Genomic DNA, 18,572 nt, shown 5'->3' with positions numbered 1-18,572 from the left:
TGAATAAGGCGGTGATAAGATGGCAGCCCCACTTGATGCTAAGAAAGTCATAAGCGGTAACTACGGCTTTTGTTATGACGTGGACGGAAACTGGTTGACCAACGTCACAAAGGTCGAAGCAAACATCGAAATCGGCATGGAAGAGATTAAAAGAGCCGGCACGCGCTGGCTTGGGAATAAAACCACCACGCTCAAGGGTTCGGGATCGCTCGGCGGATATATGGTAACGTCCGAGTGGATCGAGAAAATGGCGCAGGTTACCGACGACGAAAGTTCCCCGTTTGTAACCGAGCTTGTTGTTAAATTGGACGACCCTGAATCGTTTGGCGCGTATCGCGTGCGTCTGAAAAACGTAACGTTTGACAATATCCCGGTCATCAACTACGAAGTTGGTTCGATCGTTGAGCAAGAATATACGTTTGTGTTTAGCGGATACGAGGTTTTGGACGGCATCCGCGCAGCTTGATCAGCGGCGGGCTTCGGCTCGCCTTATTTAATTTCGAAAATTATCGGAGGTTGATTATAGATGACTAAAGGGTTGGATGCGCTGCTCGGCGCAAGTCTCGACGTCGAGACGAAAGTGTACATTCCGCGCCTTAAGACAAGCTTTACGATTAAAGCACTCAGCAACGAGGATATCCGCAGATGCAATGAACGTGCGACAGTATTCGGCCAACGCGGCGAAAAGTCCACGGATAACCAAATGTTGAACGCCCTGTTTATCGCCAAAAGCTGCATTGACCCGGACTTTAATAACAAAGCGTTGAAAGAGCACTATGGGGCCATTGACGAGGCTGACTGCGTGGTTAAAGCCCTCCTGCCCGGCGAAGTAACGAAACTCCTGCAAGCTGTCATGGAGTTGTCTGGATTTGGCGACGAAGACGAAATGGTGGACGAAGCAAAAAACTAATCAAAGCCGGCGGTGTGCCGTACTTACTTCACGCGATTTTTCAGCGACACCACATACCGCCGGATGAGATTTACACCAAGGACCGGCGCCACCAGGCTTTTATCTACGCGTCGATGCTGATCGAACTTGAGGCGGAAGAAAAACTCAGACGTAAGGAGGGCGGCAAGAACTAATGGCGTTTGAACTCGTTGGTAAGATTAAGATCCGCGACGACGGTGCCAGCAAAGTAGTTTCGCAAGTAGAACGAGCCATGCAAAAGGCCAAACGGGCTACCGATATGTACAGCGAATCTAACGGCCGCCTCCGCACATCACAATCGCGCCTGTCTTCGCAGAATACGAAAAGTGCGCGGTCATTCGAAAGCGTCCAAAACGCGATTAAAAAGACCGACGGAATATTCACGAATTTCGCAAAGAAGGCCGCCAAAGGAATTACTTTCGGGGCGATCGGACTCGGCGCCATAACGGCAGGAGCCGCAGCGTATGGGGTTGTGTCCTCGGCTAAAAAAGCGATGGATTTCGAAGCTCAGTTATCGACAATCCAAGCGCTGACCGGCGCGACGAACGCTGAAATGGCGAAAATGCAGGCGCTGGCTCTCCGAGTCGGAGCCGATACGAAGTACAACGCGCTCGAAGCTGCGCAAGGCATCGAAGAACTCCTCAAAGCGGGCTTAACGCCGGCCACCGTACAAGCGGGCGGACTTGAGGCGGCGCTCAACCTCGCGACTGCTGGCGGATTGGAACTCGCCGAGGCTGCGGAAATTATGTCGACCGGCCTGAACTCGTTTAAAAAGGACGGATTGAAGGCGGCCGATGCGGCTAATATCCTTGCGGGAACTGCGAATGCTTCCGCGACGGACGTCCACGATTTGCGCTACTCACTGGCCGCAGTTGGCTCCGTCGCTGACGGCGTAGGGCTTTCGTTTAGAGATACTAACGCCGCCCTGGGGGTATTTGCGAATAACGGCCTCAAGGGATCGGACGCAGGTACGTCTCTGAAATCAATGCTTATGAACCTGTCCCCGGCCACCAAAGATGCGTATGAAGTAATGCGCGCTCTCGGAATTATTACGAAGGACGGAACGAATAGGTTTTACGACGCCAACAAAGAATTGAAATCCACCGCAGAGATTGCGGAAATCTTGCACAAGTCCCTGAAAAACTTGAGCGCTAAGGACCGCCAAGACGCTATGCGCGAGATGTTTGGATCGGACGGCATTCGGGGTGCGAACATCCTCTTTAAAGAGGGTGCAAAGGGCGTCGAGGAATTTATCAAGGAAATGTCGAAGGTAACCGCGCTCGATGTTGCGCGCAAGAAGATGGACAACGCCGCAGGGGCGGTCGAACAGCTCAAAGGAGCGATCGAGACACTTCAAATTTCTGCACTCATGCCAACAATGCCGTTAATTAAGGATTTTGCCAACAGCGCGGCCAACTTTGTGGAAAAGTATACTCCGCAAATAACAGCAGGGATTGAGAAGTTAGTAAATAAGGCAAAGTCGTACATGAAAACACACTTCATAAACAATCCAGAGTTCAAAAAGCTCCCCGATCTTGAAAGCAAAATCAAGTTTGTCTTTGATGATTTGAAAAAGACATTCAATGGCTGGTGGGATTCCGGAGGGCAGGCTGCGGTCCAGAATATGACCACAAAAATCGTGTCATTTCTGGTTAACGCGTTGGAAGCGTCCATTCCCCAATTGACGGCCGTAGGCGTTAAGATCGGTAAGGGAATCGTCAGTGGTATTCTCCTAGGGCTAAAAGACCTCGATATCATGACTGCTCTGTCACCGGTGCGTGCTCTTGAGGCGAAAACAACGAAACAATTCGACAGCTACCACACACTCAGTGAAAAGGCCGCGGAGAATGCGAAAAACAATCCCGGAACCCCACTGTATAAGGGCGGATCAATCAGTGCGCCTGCCCCTAAGCACTGGTACGAAAACGCCTGGGACGGTGTGCAGACCGGATTTAACAACGTAAGGGATTTTGTTACCGGAAAAGGCCACGCTGGCGGACTCGACCGCGTTCCGTACAACAATTACCCCGCACGTCTGCATAAGGACGAAATGGTCCTTACGAAGACCGAGGCGTCCAATTACCGCGAAAACGGCGGCGCAGGTTCTCGCTCTTCCGGACAAATTCTCATCACGGGCAATACGTTCCATGTGCGCACCGATTCCGACATCGAACTGATTGCGAAAAGACTTGCTTACGAACTTGCGAAATAGGAGGCGAATAGATGGTACGGAAAAAGCCGCAGTTTTGGCTTAAATACAATAACGGAGCAGAGACGTTATGGCTGCCGGTAAATCCGGAGACTATATCCGTCAGCTCTACGTTTGGCTACGAAGACATCGAAATCTCTAATCTCGGTGAATATACCATGCTCGGTAATCCCCGCCAAAAAGAGTTTACGGTGTCTTCGTTGTTTCCACGCGATTACAACGCCTCCTACTGCGAGTACAGCAAGTTGCGGGACCCGTGGGAGTGCGTCAAGTTGATCGAGGATTGGCAAAATTCCGGAAAGCCAGTCCGTTTTGTTGTGACGAATACTCCGATTAATACGGCCGTAACCATCCGGTCGTTTGAGTACGAGGAACGTGGCGGCGAGCCTGGCGACATTTACTACACGCTTGACCTTAAGGAGTACGTATTCGTTACGGCTCCCAAAAAGTCCGGCGGCGGCGGTAGCTCTAAGCCTGGTGCGGCCCCAAAGAAAATCGAAACGAAGGGCAAGCGGCCGAGCACACGCGAAGTACCGAAAACCTACGTCGTAAAGACCGGCGATTCGCTCTTCAAAATAGCCGCGGCCGTTTACGGCAAGGGCGACAACTGGCGCAAGATTTACGATAAAAACAAGAAGGTTATCGGCGCCAACCCTAACGTGCTCAAGCCCGGCCAGAAGTTGGTGATTCCGTAATGGCCGTCAAAATTGCGGTTCTTTATGACGGAAAATATTACGTTGACCAGCTCGTTATCCGCGCGGAATGGTCCGGGGACGTCGCGCAGCCATATCGCACGTTGACGCTCAGCCTTTCGAACACACAAAACGGAGACGACCCGGTGGTTGCGTTTGAGGTCGGCAAAGAAATCCGTTTCTACGTCAACAACATCGGCCTATTCCGCGGGATAATCTTTACGTATGAGATAACCGACAAGGGTAACGCGACCATTACCGCATATGACGAAAACGTGTACCTGACAAAGAACTCTGACACACGTAAATTTGTCGGCATGACGGCGGGCGCCATCGTCAAGGAGATATGCAAGGCATTCGGCATCCCGACCGGCACGATCGCGTCGACGGGGTACGTGATTCCGAAAATGATACTCCGAAACATGGGCCTGTGGGACATGATCGTCACTGCGCTGACCGAAACACGCAAGCAAAACGGCCGGAAGTTCTTCGTTTACTCGCGCGAGGGAAAGCTTTTCCTGCGCGAGAAGAAGGACGAAGTGGTCCGCTGGATGCTCGAAGATGGCGTCAATATTATCTCGGCCAGTAGGTCGCGATCCATCGAAGAGACGCGGACAGCCGTCAAGGTAATCGGCGGAGATGACGAAAATAAGCCGATAACGGCCTCCGCGAAGGACGCCGCCATGGCCGCGCAGTATGGATTGATGCAGCATTTAGAGCAGGCTGATTCGCGGCTGAAAAAGTCGCAAATAGAGCAGCTCGCCAAAACACGTCTCAAAGAACTCGCAAAGGTAGACGAAGAGGTGACGGTTGAAGCGCTAGGGATGACGGACGTTGTGGCCGGAACCGCGGTGTATGCTTTCGAGGGGATGACGGACCTTGTTGGCGGGTTTTATGTTAACGCAGATGTTCACACGTTTGAGGACGGCGCGCATACGATGAGCGTTACGTTATCCAAAACGGATGACTTGCCGAAACTCGACTACGAAGTGGATCCGGAAAAGAAAGAGGCAGCTAAGAAAGCGAAGAAGAAAAAGAGCAAGAAGAATACCGCCAAGAAGAAGACCGCCAAGAAGAAGCCTAGCAAGAAGAAAGGCAATGAGGTCTTGAATCAATTACTGAACACCATTAAAAAGCAGAACGGAGGGTGAGTATGGCCACGGAACTAATTGAAGGAAATGGGTTCAGCCAGCTTAAGTCCATTGTAAAGCAGATCGGATATAACAAGGACGTTGATATCGAGTTTGCGACTGTTATTGCGGCCCCTCCGTCCTTGCGTATTCAAATCGACAACATGAAAATTGATCTGGACGCGGATGATGTCGTGGTTGCTGAATCCCTTTTAAAACACAAGCGGAAAGCTCGCATTAACGGGGGCGAAACGGTCGAAATCGAGTTTGACGGCGTGCTCACTGCCGGTGACCGCGTAATTGTGGCGTCGATTAATAAAGGACAGAACTACGTCATACTTGATCGGATGGGAGGCGATGACGTTGGCGCTTAGTCCACTGCCTCCGCTCGAAAACGACGGTCCGGAAATTATCGAAACCGACCCGATTGAGCAACCGCTAAAAACTTACGAATTGAACCTTGTGACGGGCGAATTAGGCGGAATCATCGACGGGGAGGACGCGATAAGGCAGTTTATCTTAAAAGCGATCAGGACGGCGCGGTTCCGATTCGCGATCTACGACGACGATTACGGCTGCGAAATTGAAGACCTTATCGGGCAAGACGTATCGACCGACCTCCTGGAGTCAGAAGTACCGCGCGTAATTGAAGAGGCCTTAATTTATGATGACCGCATCGATGCCGTATATGGATTTGAACTGACACGCGAGGGCGACAGCCTTTACGTGTCTTTTTACGTTGATGTGGACGACGAAGTAATTCCGATGGAGGTGACGATTTAATGGCGTTTGAAGATCAAACATCGACCGCAATACTCGACCGAATGCTCGACGCGTCGCCTGACGACATCGATAAGCGGCAGGGCTCCGTAACAACCGACCTACTGACTCCGCCGGCCATCGAATTATCGTTAGCGTACGTAAATTTAGATACCGTGCTGCGGTTCGGCTTTGCGGACACAACGTCCGGAGAGTATCTTGATATGCGCGCGGGCGAGTACGGCCTGACCCGAAAGCCTGCGATAAAGGCTACCGGTAAGTTGAAATTTACGGGGCCGGACGGGACCGAAATTCCGGCAGGCACGCTCACAAGTACTGGGGGAGACGCGCCGGTCTACTTCGTCACAAAAACGGCCGTGACGATCGCAGGTGGTTCCGTTACGGTGGACGCGGAGGCGCAAGAGGCGGGCGCGGACGGAAACGCCGGCATTGGCGAGGTTACTACAATGGTCGGCGATCTCGTCGGAATAGTTACCGTCACCAACGACGTTAATTTTACGGGCGGCGTTGACGAGGAATCGGACGAATCGCTTTTGGCGCGATACCTCGAACGGGCGCGCCGGCCAGCTACGTCGGGCAATGCGAATCAATATCGCCAGTGGGCGCTCGAAGTGCCGGGCGTTAGCGATGCGAAAGTGTACCCGATATGGGCCGGCCCCGGCACCGTTAAAGTCGTACTACTGGACGACGAGAAGACAGCGCCAGACCCATCGATTGTCAGCGCGGCCCAAACGTACATTGACCCGACAAAAGACGGGACCGGACAAGGCGTCGCCCCTATTGGCGCCATTGCTACCGTTGTGGGCGCCGATGAAGTCGCCATTAATATCGACGTAGACGTAGACATCGCACCGGGCGCCACACTGGCCGATGTTAAGGCGCAGTTTGAGGCCGGAGTAGCCGCATACTTGAGGACGCTGGCATTCGTAGACCCACTCGTTAGAATTACGCGGATTGCAAACGTTCTGCTCGACCTCCCTCCGGTCATTGATTATCGGAATCTTACGCTCAACGGCGGCAACGGAAACGTGCCGATTCCGGACGGTTCGGTCGCGGTGCTCGGGACGGTGAACGTGACTTAATGCGGACACTTGCCGAAATACAGCGCGACATGCACGACTATCTGCCGAAGTATTACGAGGGCGTGAAGGTCGCGGATAACATTGTCGACCGCGAGTCCGAGGAATTGGCGAAGTTGAACGCCAACATTTTCGATGTGCTGGCGCAGTTCTTTATCGAGACGGCTACGTGGGGTCTTGCGCATTGGGAGCGGATATTCGGCGTCACAACGGACCCGACGAAAACTTACGCCCAGCGGCGCGAGGTGTTGCTCAGTAAATTGCGCGGAGTCGGTAAGGTGGATATCGAGTTGATAAAGAACGTCGCGTCGGCGTACGCAAACGGGGAAGTGGCCGTCACGAACAAGGCGGCCGAATACACGATCGTGATAACGTTTGTGAGTACGCTTGGGGTTCCGGATCAAATCGGGCTGCTCAAAGATACCCTGCGCGATATCGTTCCGGCCCACATGGCGATTGACTACGTTTTCCGTTTCTATACCTATGCGGAGTTAAAGGCAACGGGAATGACATATGCGGAGGTGGCGGCGACGGGGAAAACTTATGCGGAAATTTATAACCGGGGGATGACGAAATAATGGCGAATACGCCGAATCTAAATTTACCGTTGATTGATGAAAACGCGACGGCCGACGTGCCACGCGATATGAATGCGCTGGCCCAGGCGGTGGACACAAACGTTAAAGCCGCTATTGACGGGGTGAAGGTGCCAGACGCTACCCTGACGCAAAAAGGCATCGCGCAGCTCTCCAGCGCTACCGATAGCACGTCCGAGGCAATGGCCGCGACGCCAAAGGCGGTAAAGGCGGCATATGACCGGGGTAGTGCGGGGGTTTCGGCGGCTGCGGCTGCGCAGGCCAAAGCGGATGCTGCCATACCAAAAGCGATACCGGATACGCGGAGCGTCCCAACAAAGCCGAGCGACTACAGCAAAAGCGTCGCATACTCTTTTAAATCAGGGGCAGCCGTCGGACTTCCCGCCGAACAATACGTTGTTATTCACGGCTTTAAGGGCTGGAATGATGACAGCGGTGGCGTGACACACGAGTACGCTTCGGGCGGGACAACCGGTGCGATGTATCACCGGACTGGCACATCGGACAATGATACTTGGTCACCTTGGATGAAGATTATCGATAACGGCGCACCGTGGCAACAACGAAAATTGACAGAAAATAACGGGCTGTCGATCAACATCAGCAACGGAAACGCGAATAATTTGACCGCAGCGGGTTTCTACGTAGGGGAGAATGTCGCCAATGCTCCTACAACGGGACCCGGGGCATGGTGGTATATCGAGGTTCAAGCAATGTCATCCGGTTCTTGGGTTGTACAAATTGCCAGAGACCTGTTTGCTCAATCTGGGTCTTATAGAACGAGAATTATGTACAACGGTGCATGGGGGCCTTGGTCAGATGACCTTTTTCAATCTGTCGCTAATGGGAAAACCAATATCGCTTCCGCCATTAGCGGCAAAGGAGTTCCTGCATCAGGAAGTGATACATTTGCGACGTTGGCGGCCAAGATCGGGCAGATCAGTACGGGTATCAAGATGGCGAAGTTCGATAATCCGAGCATGTCAGGCACGATAGGAAACCTGGCGTTCACTCCGAAAATTGTTGTATTCAAAGTACATTTTGGGGCCATGAACGTCAATGTGTCTGTGGATTCCGATAACTACCTCTTGGGATTCAATGTCGACGGCAATTTGGTTTTAACCGACAATTACGCGGTAGGACGTTATAGCGGTGCAAGCGGCGCTTCTGGTTCTGTTTCTTTTGATACAAACGGGCTTGTATTTGGGCAAAATTATATTAACTATTCATTGCACTCTTCTAACCAGACGACAGACCGGAATGTAATATCCGTATACATTTTTGGGGTATAAGGAGGTGAATGTAAAATGAGGAAAGTCGAACCACTCGGACGCCGGTTTTTCTGGGTCAAGAAAACCGGTAATATCGTCGCACAACGCCAGGAGATGGCCGAAGGCATCGAATCAACAAAAGAAGAGGATTTCGAGGTTTACATCGAGCTTAAAGGCTACGACCCGGATGCGATAGAGATGACGACCTTCGCGCCCGGACAATACGCAGAGGACTTTAGGCAAGCGAAGAGTTGGCGGTTTGATCCGGAGACCGGGCAAATCGTTTTTAGCTACTACTCAGACCCTAACGATCCGGCGCCTGAGCAGCCGAAATATCAACGACCACTCACGGAGCAGATTGAAGAATTGAAGCAAGCCGTCGCAGAATTGACGATGCTCATGACAGCGACACCAACTACTTAAAGGGGTGGATCATTTTATGCAATTTACTAAGGACAGCGGGCTCGTTAAAGTTTGGGTAAGCTTGGTTATGGCCGGGACTTATAAGGTCGAGCAAGTGCCGCAATTGTATAACCTTAAAGATGTCGTCACCGAAGTCGTAACCGGAACGGCAGCGTAACACCAGCGCCGCATAGGCGTTTTTATTTTGCCCTCGGAGCCGATCCGGGGCTTTTTACGTTAAAGGGAGGGCGGGCGGCCAACGTGGAACAAACGCTATTAGACGTCGCAGCCAAAAACGGCATTTTTGCGCTGCTGACCGTCATTATCGGATATATTTTATGGCGCGAGATGCGCCGCATGCAAGAAGAATCAAAAGCGCGGGAGGAGCGACTGAGTGCGGAGGCCAAGGCGGAACGCGACCGCATGCACTCGGAGGCTATTGCGCGCGAAGAACGGATGAATACGGAAGCCCGCGAACGGGAGGACCGCCTTATGAAGCTTGCGGAAGGGCTGACGGACCGGTTCGAAACGCTCGCAAGTCAATACGAAACGCTTGCGCTCGACGTTCGCGATATTAAAGCGGTCGTTCATGGAAAGGATGGTGCGTAAATGTTGACCCTTGAATATGTACGATCTAAGTCCGCGTCGAAACTGGCCGGACTTTTTCCCGTTGTAAAGGCGGCGGCTGAAGCGCTTATCGACCGCTGCTATAACCGAGGTATCCCGATCGTAATCACGCAAGGACTCCGGACCATCGCTGAGCAGGACGAGTTATACGCGCTAGGACGGACGAAGCCAGGATCGATCGTAACGAATGCCCGCGGCGGCTACTCGAACCACAATTTCGGCATGGCGATAGATTTCGCGCTATTGATGCCGGACGGCAAGGCGGTGTCCTGGGACATGAAGCGCGACGGTAACTGTAACGGTACTGCGGATTGGCACGAAATCGTCACGGAAGCTAAAGCGCTGGGCTTCGCGTGGGGAGGCGATTGGTATTCGTTCAAAGATTACCCGCATTTTGAAATGACATTCGGCCTTACCTGCGCACAGCTTCGGGCCGGCAAAACGCCGACACAGGCGCAAATAGACGAGGCCCATGCGCGGATCACGAAATTAAAAGGAGAGGATTGCGAAATGACAGCGGAAGAAAAAGCGGCATTCAAAACGCTGCAGGAAACAGTAGAAGCGCAGGCTAAACGGATTGCGACGCTTGAGGCTGGCGCAAAGATGGCAGAAATTCCGGTATGGGCGGTAGATGCGTGCGTGGCGGCCAAGCGTGCCGGTGCGGTAGATACGACGGCCGGCGGTTCATACGATTTCTACCGGCTGATTACCGTCATGTACCGGCGCGGATTCTTTGACGTAAAGGAGGTGGCGTAAATGAAAAAATCGGATATTCTGCGTAAACTAGCATCGCGTAAGTTTTGGGCGTTGATTGCCGCGCTGGCTACGAGCATTCTAACGGCTGCGGGCGCCGGCGAAAACACGACGCTGCAGGTGACGGGCATTATCGGAGCTGTCGGCGCATGCGTGGCGTATATCCTGGCGGAAGGCGCGGCGGATGCGTCCAATAATAAAAACGAATAATTCTGCGCCCATCGGCGATTTTCTGCGTATTGTAACGTAGGAATATCGTTGGTGGGCGCCTTTTCTTTTTATATATCGGATGGTATTATTTAGGGGACGCAAGGAGGTCGTATTTACGAATGGATAAAGCGCGGAATAGCTCATTAATCTACATACTTGGAATTGTTGGCGTCTGCCTCATCGTCATGATTATTTCAATGATCTTCGGTCTTGGGAAAGGGGACAACGGTTCCAGCGATCAATACGTGGACGCGAGAGATTTAACGCCTAAAATTGGCGACAGCGTTTCTGTTGGGCCATTCTCGGTTAAGATTGCGGAGGTGGCACGGGACGGGGATACAGTTACTCTAAATGTCGTCGCCTCAAACGCATCAAACAAAGCCGCGGATCTCTACTCAGACCAATTCAAAATTCGTGACGATTCTGGCAATGAGTACACAAGCCAAACACTCGCTACGAATTTTGTAAACGTTAATCCAGGAATTGATAAAACGGAAAAGATAAGCTTTAATATCCCGGCCGCTGCAGAAAACCTTTCGTTGAATATCGCCGAAGGTTTATTTTCTTCGAAATATAAAACGGTCGACCTCGGCCAAAACACGAAGCAATGACCGCTCATTCCGGGCGGTCTTTTTCGTCTCCACGCGCAGTTTCAATCGTCCGCGACGCCTCAACCTCACGCATATCCAATCCGAGAAACTTGCGCATGAGTATTCCGCCCTCAGTCCGCACTAAACCGTCCAACATTGAAAATGTCCGCTGATAGCCCCGGCATAAATACTCCGCACGATAGCCGACCTCAGTCCGCTCTAATTCGTACACTTTGATTCCGCGCTTCCTAAACTCATTACGGAGTTCCGTTAGTTCGCGCGTGACCCGATCCATGGCGGCCGAAATGAGGTCAACGTAAGGGTCCGGCGTCTTGACCGCGGTCTTAATGACGTTTAAATCGCGTTCAAATGCCGACAAGACGATCGGCAGCAGAATGTACGGTTTTATTAGCGCATGGTCATCGTCGGTGATTCCCGGCGGCAACATAGCTGCGGCCTCCTTTATTGCGAACGTATATTCGTAATTATAGCGTAATTTCTGCCGCACATCAACGTACTTCTTCACGTTGACGAAAATAAATATGTTGACGTATACGTATACGTAGTAGTAAGATATCCATAGGAAACAAAATTATTAACAAGCGCATTATTATGTCGGACTTCCGCGAATTAGAAGATTGTGGTATAGTAGTTTCATAGAGAACAGCGAAAAATAAAATAAGCCATTGTTTCAAGGCGGCTCGGGCCACGAACCCTCTGCTGCTTCATATCCGACGCAACGGACAGAAACAGGCGCTAAACAATGACTTTTATGTATTCATGATAACATATTTGCCTAGTTTAGGCAAGGTTATACGAATATTCTATCGTCATATTTTAGAAGGCCTTGATTCTTTCGTGTCATGCGATCGGATCGAGGCCTTTTCGTATTCTCTTTGCATAAACAAAGTCAGGAATAAACTGAATAACCTAGGCTTGAAGCTCCGGATTTTTCAAAAAATTGAGGTCCGAGGGTCTAGTTTCCTATTGCCAAAAATAGGACAAGCCGCCGTGGAGAGCAGCGAGAACACGTTAAAAATGCTAAGGGTGAGTTGAGAGCCGACGCGCAGAAGTCCAACGTGCACACGTAAAGGCGGAACCATGCTCCCGCTGGGTGTGACTATGGGGAGGACGCCCACAAACGGTCTGGAGGTAGCTGAGCCGCGCAAGCGGGGAGGCGGCGTACATATATGGCTCGCAGGATCAGCTTTGCGAGTAAAAAGACGCTGGCAGCGTAGCAACTGCGTATCGAGCATGGGTACGGAAACCTCGTCCTGCCTTATACGGCGTGCCGATGATAACCGGTATGATATCCTGACTTTGCGCTCACACGCCGACTTATTTTTTTTTTCTGTGTGGGCGCAGGTCGGGTCTCTGTGCCGTTTCCTGAGCCAAGCCATGCCAGCGTGTCGATTAAAACCCGTCGAGTCAAGTGATAATTTAACAGAATTGATGCCAAAATGAGATGGATTTTACGGTGGTTCACGTAGCCGCAGCGCGAACCGAACGGTGTTGATAACGTGGTTTTCGTTATCAATTCCGTGAGTGTGAGCGATGAGGAACCGCAATAGCGGACAGCCTTTGAACTTAAATATAGGCACGAAAAGATGATGCGGACGATCGAAGTAACAAAGTAAATATTGGTTGTCACTGTTTTGAATTTGTCATAGTTTGAAAATTTCACAATAGTAAGTGCTGTACATTGGTTTCAACGCGGGATTGATACGTTTACGTATACGTAATAATTGACGTTTGCGTACTCGTTGACTATAATTGAGATATTGAAATATGGGAGGGTAACTATGACGAAGAAGGCGAAGGTTATTTCGTTCGGCATTCAGAAAGGTGGCAGCTCGAAGACGACGACGTCCGGTGTGGTTTCGTATCTCTTGAGCCAGAATTACCGCGTATTAGCGATCGACATGGATTCGCAGGGCAATTTGACGGAGTTACTAACACAGCGGGATATTTACGATTTCCACGGCAAGACTATTTTAGAGGCGCTGCAGAAACGCGACGCGAACGGGTACATATACCAGGTGACGGATAACCTGCACTTGATCGGAGCGGAAGATCACTTGGCGACATTCTCACGCTGGCTTTACGGAAACTATCGTGGCAATCAAGCGCTCGTCATGTCCGATATGCTCGACACTGTCCGCGACAAGTACGATTACATTATCATCGACACGCCACCGGCCCTCGGCGACCAGACGATGAATGCGCTGTCGGCTTCCGATTACGTTGTTGCGATGTTCGAAGCGAGCAAGTTTTGTTATTCCGCGCTCGGCCGGTTCCTGGAAAGCTGCGTACATGTCCAAACGCAGGTTAACCCGGATTTGAAGATTGCCGGCATTCTCCGCGGATTGATTGACGCACGCCGGACCGACAATAAGGCGCTGATCGACCTCGTCCAACAGGAATACGGCGACCTATGCTTCAAAACGATATTAATCCGGAATGCTGCGGCCGGTCGTCTAAGCATAAACGGTTTGTTCGACAATAACGAGATGAACGCGGCCACCAGGCATTATAAATTGTTTGTAAAGGAGTTGTTGGAACGTGTCGGCGAAACCGTCCAAGCTTGAGGAAATTCAGCAAAAGGTTAGAAGCGGCGGCGGATCTGGCGTACATGGCGAATTTCTATCTTCCGCGGCCGAACAATCTACATCAACATCCGCAGAAAACGGAAACGACAGCGAGTACGTTTCCGTAAACGTTGACGTACCCGTACGCAAACGCAAGCCGAAATTTGAAGATACACACCGGCGCAAAACGTTTTGGATTGCGAATGACATTGCGGACATGGTTGACGAAGAGATCAGGAACGATCGCGGCGCCATGACGCAAGTGATTAACGCGCTACTCCGCGAGTATTTCGCGAAACGAAAACAATGACGATGATGTATACGTAAACGTAACGTCCATTCCTTCGGGAATTGGGCGTTATTTTTTTTTAATCTAATGTCCCAATTCAATAAATCTCTGTCCCTATATCTAATAAAGGGAAGGAGTGAGGGATAGTGACCCGCACAGAAAAGATCCAGGAACTCCTTGATGCAGGCCATCGAATAGCTTACATTGCAAAGCATCTGGGGGAGCATCATGAGGTTGTCCGCAGGACAATAAAGAAAGAAAAAATAGAGGTATATACGGCTTTTGATGAGATAAACCCCCATTTAGTGGAGGTTTTTGATGTTTGGGACTACGAGGACGTTCTGGACAATTGGGACCGAATGGCGTGGCAGGGAGAAATAGTTGTTATTCCACGATCCTCATCTCAGACAGACACTTTTACATCGGGTCTGCTTAAATACCTAAAGGAAACCTACGGAGGGCTTCGAGAGTGGGTTGAGAAACGCAAGTATTATTCGGACAACTTTTACGTTGTTTGTGTCAAGTGCGAGAAGGAGCTTCCTTTTAGCCAGTTTCTAAGTAGAACTGAAAGACTGAGCGGGATAAATTCATCTTGCTCGCGTTGTTTTTATTTAGCAAGAAGTGAGGATGCTCACAGGGCAGCGATCAATAGAAGGAGAGCTTACAAGGCAGAGTTGCCGTATATCTGGAGTAAGTCTGACCGCATAGAAATGAGAAATTGTTTTGGAGATAGATGTTATTTAAGCGACAAAGATGACTGTGATGATGATCATTTCATTCCTCTATTTACAGGACATGGAGGGACGTACTTAGGCAATATGTACCCCTTGTATTTCCGATACAACCGGGAAAAGCACACAAAGAATCCTTTCGAATGGTTCGAAGCGAACAGGCAACGCTTTGATCTCGATCCGTCCCGTTTCGATTCGTTAGTCGCAAAACTAGCGGAGCAGAACGGACTAACTCCGGAAGAGTTTCGCGAATATACGTATTGGTGCTTCGCCAATCCACGCAATCTGACGCAAATCAAACGAGATAACGCGAGGTATCGTCGCCGAGTTACGTCAGTCGAATTATGGCGCGAAGCAACCGGTCGAACATACGAAACAGGCAATCGTTCGATCGGCACTAAAGCATTCGAAGAGGCATCCGCATAACACCGATTTGCACTATTCTACACTTACGAAAGTATAGCTACACACTTTCCGTTTCCAGTTCGCATGCCTTAAAAAATCAGCAGGAAATAGGCGCTAAAAATATCCGGGAAGGGTAAACGTACCCGATCGGCCTGAAATCGTCTAATTTCCCGTCAAAATTTGGCCGTAAGTATGTGCGCGAGTGAGGGGCAGAGGTGGCGTGGCGGGCCGGGGCCGGCTTACCGGTTATTCTTTTATCTTTTCTAACTTCTTTTGCGCAACCGTCAATGCACTATATAGTCCGTGACGGATTATTTATCCGTTGCGGAACGAAGTTATGAACGAAGTGAATAACTGAGTTAAAGTCTTTTAAAGATTTAAAAATGCTTTTAAAGATCTTTTAAAAGATTTTATAAAATAACTCGTCCCGACGAAATTGTCAAGCATTATTTTGTTGTGGCCGAATTGGAAATTTTACATTTGCACTATTTTACACATTGGGGGGGATCGTAATGACAACGCAAAAATCCGAACTGAACGCAATCGTAACCGAAAATTACCGCCTCACCTCGGACGGCACGCAATTTATCCTGCAGCGCCGCCATATCGTCGACCCAACGAAAGCGCCCGGATACAAAGCGGAGGAAGGCGCGCCGGCCCCGAAAACGTCCGAGGAATGGCGCAACACAGCGTTCTACTCGCTTAATTCAACCGGCCTGGCCGCCGCAGTTAAGTCCGCGATTATCCGAGATACCGACGTCAGTCAGGCGCAAACGATCGGCGAGGCGCTGCGGATTTATGCGGAAGCAACGGACAAGCTTACGGACGTCATTAACGCATGCCTGTCGCCTAAAATTAGCGCGTAATTGGGCCGTTTGGGACTGCGGCAGGGTGTTCGTAAGGATGCGAGCGAGATCGAACGGAAGCTTGCGGAATTTAATTGGGAAACGGAGGCGGAAGGATGGGACAGATTGCACGCGATCAAATTATCACAAAGTGGAACAGAATGACTCCGCGAGAACGTGACGCTTGGGTTGCGGAGGTTGTGTTCGGATGGAAGACGCTTGGCGACGGACGTGTGCGGTCGAGTGACGGATTTATGATTCGCGCAATTCCGGAGTACACGACGGACATCTCCGCAGCGTGGGCGATCGTCGAAGAGAGCGCAAGGTGGGGCGGAATGGAAATCGGTTGTTACGCTTCGCGATCCTCGCGATGGCACTGCGTTAGTACACAGACGGATACGGCGCCGTACCAACGTAGGGTTAGCGTTACGAAAGATTCTGCGCCGGAAGCGATCGGACTCGCCGCGATCATTGCGAAACTGGTGACGGAGGTGGCTGCGTGATGCTTCGATGGTTCAAACGAAAGCCGCACGTTCACAAATACGAGGAGGAATGGTTATCGACGAGAGTAACATCCAATCAGATTATTTCATTCTTCCGCTGCGAGTGTGTGGCCAGGTACGCGCAACGTTTTTACTATCAAGGGACGCATGAAGGAGAGATAGTGGTAGAAAATTTAGTGCAACCGTGTGATTCCGCACTACTTCCGTATAGCTATATAAGGAGGATTGACGCAATTTGAACGACAAGACATTCGAATCAGTCGAAGATATTATCGAATATTACCGAAAAGGAGGGCGCAAGTAACGATGTCAAACGTATCTAAACCGGTGATTCCCGCAGAGGTTGCGGATGTGATTGAATACCTACGCTTCGACGAGGGGCGAGGAGGGTACTCAAATCAGAAAATAATCCAGTTGTACGAAATGAAGACCGTGCAGAGCGAAGTGGCAGAGTCCTTGCGGAAAATACCGTTCGACACGCTGCTGGCCGCGTTGGTTAACGGGTATGAACGGGAATTGACGGAGGAAGAACGCCGGGAGGAAGCTATTGCAGGAGAGTACGAATGGTACTGCGCCTGCGACAGTGACTACGACGACGGCGTCTGCCGCGGAATCTTACTAACGCTAAACACGCTCGGCATCAAAATCGAAGGGGTTAACGCTTAAGATGAAAAAGTAAGAAAAGTAGAGCCGAATTTGGCGTTTTACCAATCCGCAGGCAGCAGAATATAATCGGAGGTGTCAAACGGATGACAACAGAAACCAAACGTGATCTCGTGGCAGACCTGGCGCTGTGTGAGGCGGCTATTACTGGACCGGTCGAGTACTTTGCGAGCATCGATTCGGAATATGAATACGAAGTCTGCCGCAAGGACTTTCTCAACACAATAATTGCGTCGGTCATCGATGAAAGGGACGCAAGAATGATAACGGAGGCATACACAGGCTGGCCGCATGCAATCCTGCGGGCAATGGCGGCTGAGGAAAAGTGGGCCAAGCTTCGGAGTATTGTCGTTACTAATGCGACGGGAGGACGAGGTGAGGATATTAACGACTACGATATCATCCGAAACATTATGGACGACATTGATGCGGAGGTGAACGATATTGCCAACGAAGATTAACGCAGCTCAACGAAAGGACTGGCGCAACCTTCCGCCCGAACATTGGAACACTGCGACGGTCCACGCCATGGTCATCGATTTAAACGCAGAGAAATTCGAAGTCAGCAAGTACGTACCCCTTAGAGGGTGGTCTTTTGAACAAGGCGTCATCAAGCGAGCACTCACGGAATACGGCGCAGCAGCTCTACGTGAAACGATCGAACGAGCCTTCGCAGAATACCGGCCGACCCGGCAGTATCCGCAATTGACGGCCGGATTTCTGATTGCGTATATGCTCCCGCGGATCATGCCGCAGGTGTTGGCGGAAGCAGAAACGAAGAAACGGCGCCGGGCGGCCGAGAGCTGCGTAATGGACGTCGATGATATCATCGCGTCGTTATGACGAGGAATGAGCGCAACAGGCAAGCGCTTATTCCGGGACAAATTCGACGACGTTTTCGATGCGGCAATTCAAGGCCTCGCAAATATGGGCGATCGTTTCGAGCGAGACGAATCGGTCGTGATTGATGCTTGTGAAGGTATTTCGTGATACCGGAGTGGACTTGCGGAGGTCCGCCAATGTCATATTACGTTCGATTAGTAGGTGTCTTAATGGTTTATAACTTGGGCGTAACGGCATTGTAAAACCACCTTCGGAAGTTAGTGCAATTTTAGATCAAATATACCATATAACCATTTCATGCTCAACGTGCACAAAAATATGTGCAATATGATTGACAAATCGGTATTTTTGCCCTATTATTTGTTTATGCACTAGCCCCAAGTTTGTCGGCCGTCAGCGCCGAACCCTCGCAAGACCCGCGGGCACCTTCATCGTCCG

26 protein-coding genes are annotated in these 18,572 nt (G+C 50.8%); 24 read left to right on the top strand and 2 right to left on the bottom strand.

All coding sequences use genetic code 11. From position 1 onward, the window contains the following. Positions 1-19: 19 nt before the first annotated feature. The 16 genes from NYE48_RS27755 to NYE48_RS27680 all read left to right on the top strand — a co-directional run bounded on the left by NYE48_RS27755 (position 20) and on the right by NYE48_RS27680 (position 11,288). The gene (locus tag NYE48_RS27755; RefSeq protein WP_341000768.1) at positions 20-466 is read left to right on the top strand and encodes a phage tail tube protein; all 447 of its coding nucleotides are present in this window, start codon (positions 20-22) and stop codon (positions 464-466) included. A 60-nt stretch (positions 467-526) separates the two neighbouring features. Beyond that, entirely contained in the window at positions 527-910 is a 384-nt protein-coding gene (locus tag NYE48_RS27750; RefSeq protein ID WP_341000767.1) for a phage tail assembly chaperone, read from the top strand. Positions 911-1,082: 172 nt separating this feature from the next. After that, positions 1,083-3,140, top strand: a complete 2,058-nt coding sequence (locus NYE48_RS27745; protein WP_341000766.1) for a phage tail tape measure protein — start codon at positions 1,083-1,085, stop codon at positions 3,138-3,140. An 11-nt stretch (positions 3,141-3,151) separates the two neighbouring features. Then, complete coding sequence (locus NYE48_RS27740) at positions 3,152-3,832, top strand: LysM peptidoglycan-binding domain-containing protein (protein WP_341000765.1); 681 nt, start codon at positions 3,152-3,154, stop codon at positions 3,830-3,832. Next, positions 3,832-4,980, top strand: coding sequence for an XkdQ/YqbQ family protein (locus NYE48_RS27735; RefSeq protein WP_341000764.1), 1,149 nt, complete (start codon positions 3,832-3,834; stop codon positions 4,978-4,980). The genes NYE48_RS27740 and NYE48_RS27735 overlap by 1 nt, the downstream gene beginning before the upstream one ends. Positions 4,981-4,982: 2 nt before the next feature. After that, positions 4,983-5,333, top strand: coding sequence for a DUF2577 domain-containing protein (locus NYE48_RS27730; RefSeq protein WP_341000763.1), 351 nt, complete (start codon positions 4,983-4,985; stop codon positions 5,331-5,333). After that, positions 5,317-5,742, top strand: a complete 426-nt coding sequence (locus NYE48_RS27725; RefSeq protein WP_445324093.1) for a DUF2634 domain-containing protein — start codon at positions 5,317-5,319, stop codon at positions 5,740-5,742. The genes NYE48_RS27730 and NYE48_RS27725 overlap by 17 nt, the downstream gene beginning before the upstream one ends. Continuing rightward, entirely contained in the window at positions 5,742-6,821 is a 1,080-nt protein-coding gene (locus tag NYE48_RS27720) for a baseplate J/gp47 family protein (protein ID WP_341000761.1), read from the top strand. The genes NYE48_RS27725 and NYE48_RS27720 overlap by 1 nt, the downstream gene beginning before the upstream one ends. Continuing rightward, positions 6,821-7,396 carry a putative phage tail protein gene (locus NYE48_RS27715; protein WP_341000760.1) on the top strand — a complete coding sequence of 192 codons (576 nt, stop codon included), beginning with the start codon at positions 6,821-6,823 and terminating at the stop codon, positions 7,394-7,396. The genes NYE48_RS27720 and NYE48_RS27715 overlap by 1 nt, the downstream gene beginning before the upstream one ends. Then, positions 7,396-8,706, top strand: coding sequence for a pyocin knob domain-containing protein (locus NYE48_RS27710; RefSeq protein WP_341000759.1), 1,311 nt, complete (start codon positions 7,396-7,398; stop codon positions 8,704-8,706). The genes NYE48_RS27715 and NYE48_RS27710 overlap by 1 nt, the downstream gene beginning before the upstream one ends. Before the next feature lie 15 nt (positions 8,707-8,721). Continuing rightward, positions 8,722-9,108 carry a hypothetical protein gene (locus NYE48_RS27705; RefSeq protein ID WP_341000758.1) on the top strand — a complete coding sequence of 129 codons (387 nt, stop codon included), beginning with the start codon at positions 8,722-8,724 and terminating at the stop codon, positions 9,106-9,108. A gap of 16 nt (positions 9,109-9,124) precedes the next feature. Further along, the gene (locus NYE48_RS27700) at positions 9,125-9,265 is read left to right on the top strand and encodes a hypothetical protein (protein WP_341000757.1); all 141 of its coding nucleotides are present in this window, start codon (positions 9,125-9,127) and stop codon (positions 9,263-9,265) included. 83 nt (positions 9,266-9,348) lie between these two features. Then, positions 9,349-9,696 carry a BhlA/UviB family holin-like peptide gene (locus tag NYE48_RS27695; RefSeq protein ID WP_341000756.1) on the top strand — a complete coding sequence of 116 codons (348 nt, stop codon included), beginning with the start codon at positions 9,349-9,351 and terminating at the stop codon, positions 9,694-9,696. Continuing rightward, positions 9,697-10,470 (top strand): M15 family metallopeptidase, encoded by a 774-nt coding sequence (locus NYE48_RS27690; protein WP_341000755.1) that lies wholly within the window; start codon positions 9,697-9,699, stop codon positions 10,468-10,470. It begins immediately after the preceding gene. Then, positions 10,471-10,677 (top strand): hypothetical protein, encoded by a 207-nt coding sequence (locus NYE48_RS27685; RefSeq protein ID WP_341000754.1) that lies wholly within the window; start codon positions 10,471-10,473, stop codon positions 10,675-10,677. Positions 10,678-10,796: 119 nt separating this feature from the next. Beyond that, the gene (locus tag NYE48_RS27680; protein ID WP_341000753.1) at positions 10,797-11,288 is read left to right on the top strand and encodes a DUF4352 domain-containing protein; all 492 of its coding nucleotides are present in this window, start codon (positions 10,797-10,799) and stop codon (positions 11,286-11,288) included. A gap of 4 nt (positions 11,289-11,292) precedes the next feature. Here the strand turns inward: NYE48_RS27680 and NYE48_RS27675 are convergent, their stop codons facing one another. Then, on the bottom strand, positions 11,293-11,715 hold the full coding sequence (locus tag NYE48_RS27675; protein ID WP_341000752.1) for a hypothetical protein: 423 nt from the start codon (positions 11,713-11,715) through the stop codon (positions 11,293-11,295). A gap of 1,354 nt (positions 11,716-13,069) precedes the next feature. Between NYE48_RS27675 and NYE48_RS27670 the strand changes: the two genes are divergently transcribed. The 8 genes from NYE48_RS27670 (at position 13,070) to NYE48_RS27635 (ending at position 18,134) form a co-directional block, all read left to right on the top strand. Further along, positions 13,070-13,855, top strand: coding sequence for a ParA family protein (locus NYE48_RS27670; protein ID WP_341000751.1), 786 nt, complete (start codon positions 13,070-13,072; stop codon positions 13,853-13,855). Continuing rightward, on the top strand, positions 13,830-14,165 hold the full coding sequence (locus NYE48_RS27665; protein ID WP_341000750.1) for a hypothetical protein: 336 nt from the start codon (positions 13,830-13,832) through the stop codon (positions 14,163-14,165). Before NYE48_RS27670 ends, NYE48_RS27665 begins: the two co-directional genes overlap by 26 nt. Positions 14,166-14,290: 125 nt before the next feature. After that, on the top strand, positions 14,291-15,301 hold the full coding sequence (locus tag NYE48_RS27660) for a helix-turn-helix domain-containing protein (RefSeq protein WP_341000749.1): 1,011 nt from the start codon (positions 14,291-14,293) through the stop codon (positions 15,299-15,301). Between the two features lie 491 nt (positions 15,302-15,792). Then, positions 15,793-16,146: a hypothetical protein gene (locus NYE48_RS27655; RefSeq protein ID WP_341000748.1), complete on the top strand. Its 354-nt coding sequence runs from the start codon at positions 15,793-15,795 to the stop codon at positions 16,144-16,146. A gap of 95 nt (positions 16,147-16,241) precedes the next feature. Then, the gene (locus NYE48_RS27650) at positions 16,242-16,628 is read left to right on the top strand and encodes a BC1872 family protein (RefSeq protein WP_341000747.1); all 387 of its coding nucleotides are present in this window, start codon (positions 16,242-16,244) and stop codon (positions 16,626-16,628) included. A 306-nt stretch (positions 16,629-16,934) separates the two neighbouring features. Continuing rightward, the gene (locus NYE48_RS27645; RefSeq protein ID WP_341000746.1) at positions 16,935-17,294 is read left to right on the top strand and encodes a hypothetical protein; all 360 of its coding nucleotides are present in this window, start codon (positions 16,935-16,937) and stop codon (positions 17,292-17,294) included. Positions 17,295-17,377: 83 nt separating this feature from the next. Next, positions 17,378-17,752 (top strand): hypothetical protein, encoded by a 375-nt coding sequence (locus NYE48_RS27640; RefSeq protein WP_341000745.1) that lies wholly within the window; start codon positions 17,378-17,380, stop codon positions 17,750-17,752. Further along, complete coding sequence (locus tag NYE48_RS27635) at positions 17,736-18,134, top strand: hypothetical protein (protein WP_341000744.1); 399 nt, start codon at positions 17,736-17,738, stop codon at positions 18,132-18,134. The genes NYE48_RS27640 and NYE48_RS27635 overlap by 17 nt, the downstream gene beginning before the upstream one ends. A gap of 27 nt (positions 18,135-18,161) precedes the next feature. Here the strand turns inward: NYE48_RS27635 and NYE48_RS28285 are convergent, their stop codons facing one another. Further along, positions 18,162-18,371 carry a helix-turn-helix domain-containing protein gene (locus tag NYE48_RS28285; protein ID WP_445324092.1) on the bottom strand — a complete coding sequence of 70 codons (210 nt, stop codon included), beginning with the start codon at positions 18,369-18,371 and terminating at the stop codon, positions 18,162-18,164. Positions 18,372-18,572 lie beyond the last annotated feature (201 nt).

Origin of the sequence: Paenibacillus sp. FSL M7-1455, from assembly GCF_038004655.1 — a bacterium.
Taxonomy (GTDB): domain Bacteria; phylum Bacillota; class Bacilli; order Paenibacillales; family Paenibacillaceae; genus Paenibacillus_AQ; species Paenibacillus_AQ cookii.
Note: the sequence above shows the minus strand (reverse complement) of the source record. Positions and strands in the feature narration are given on the sequence as shown.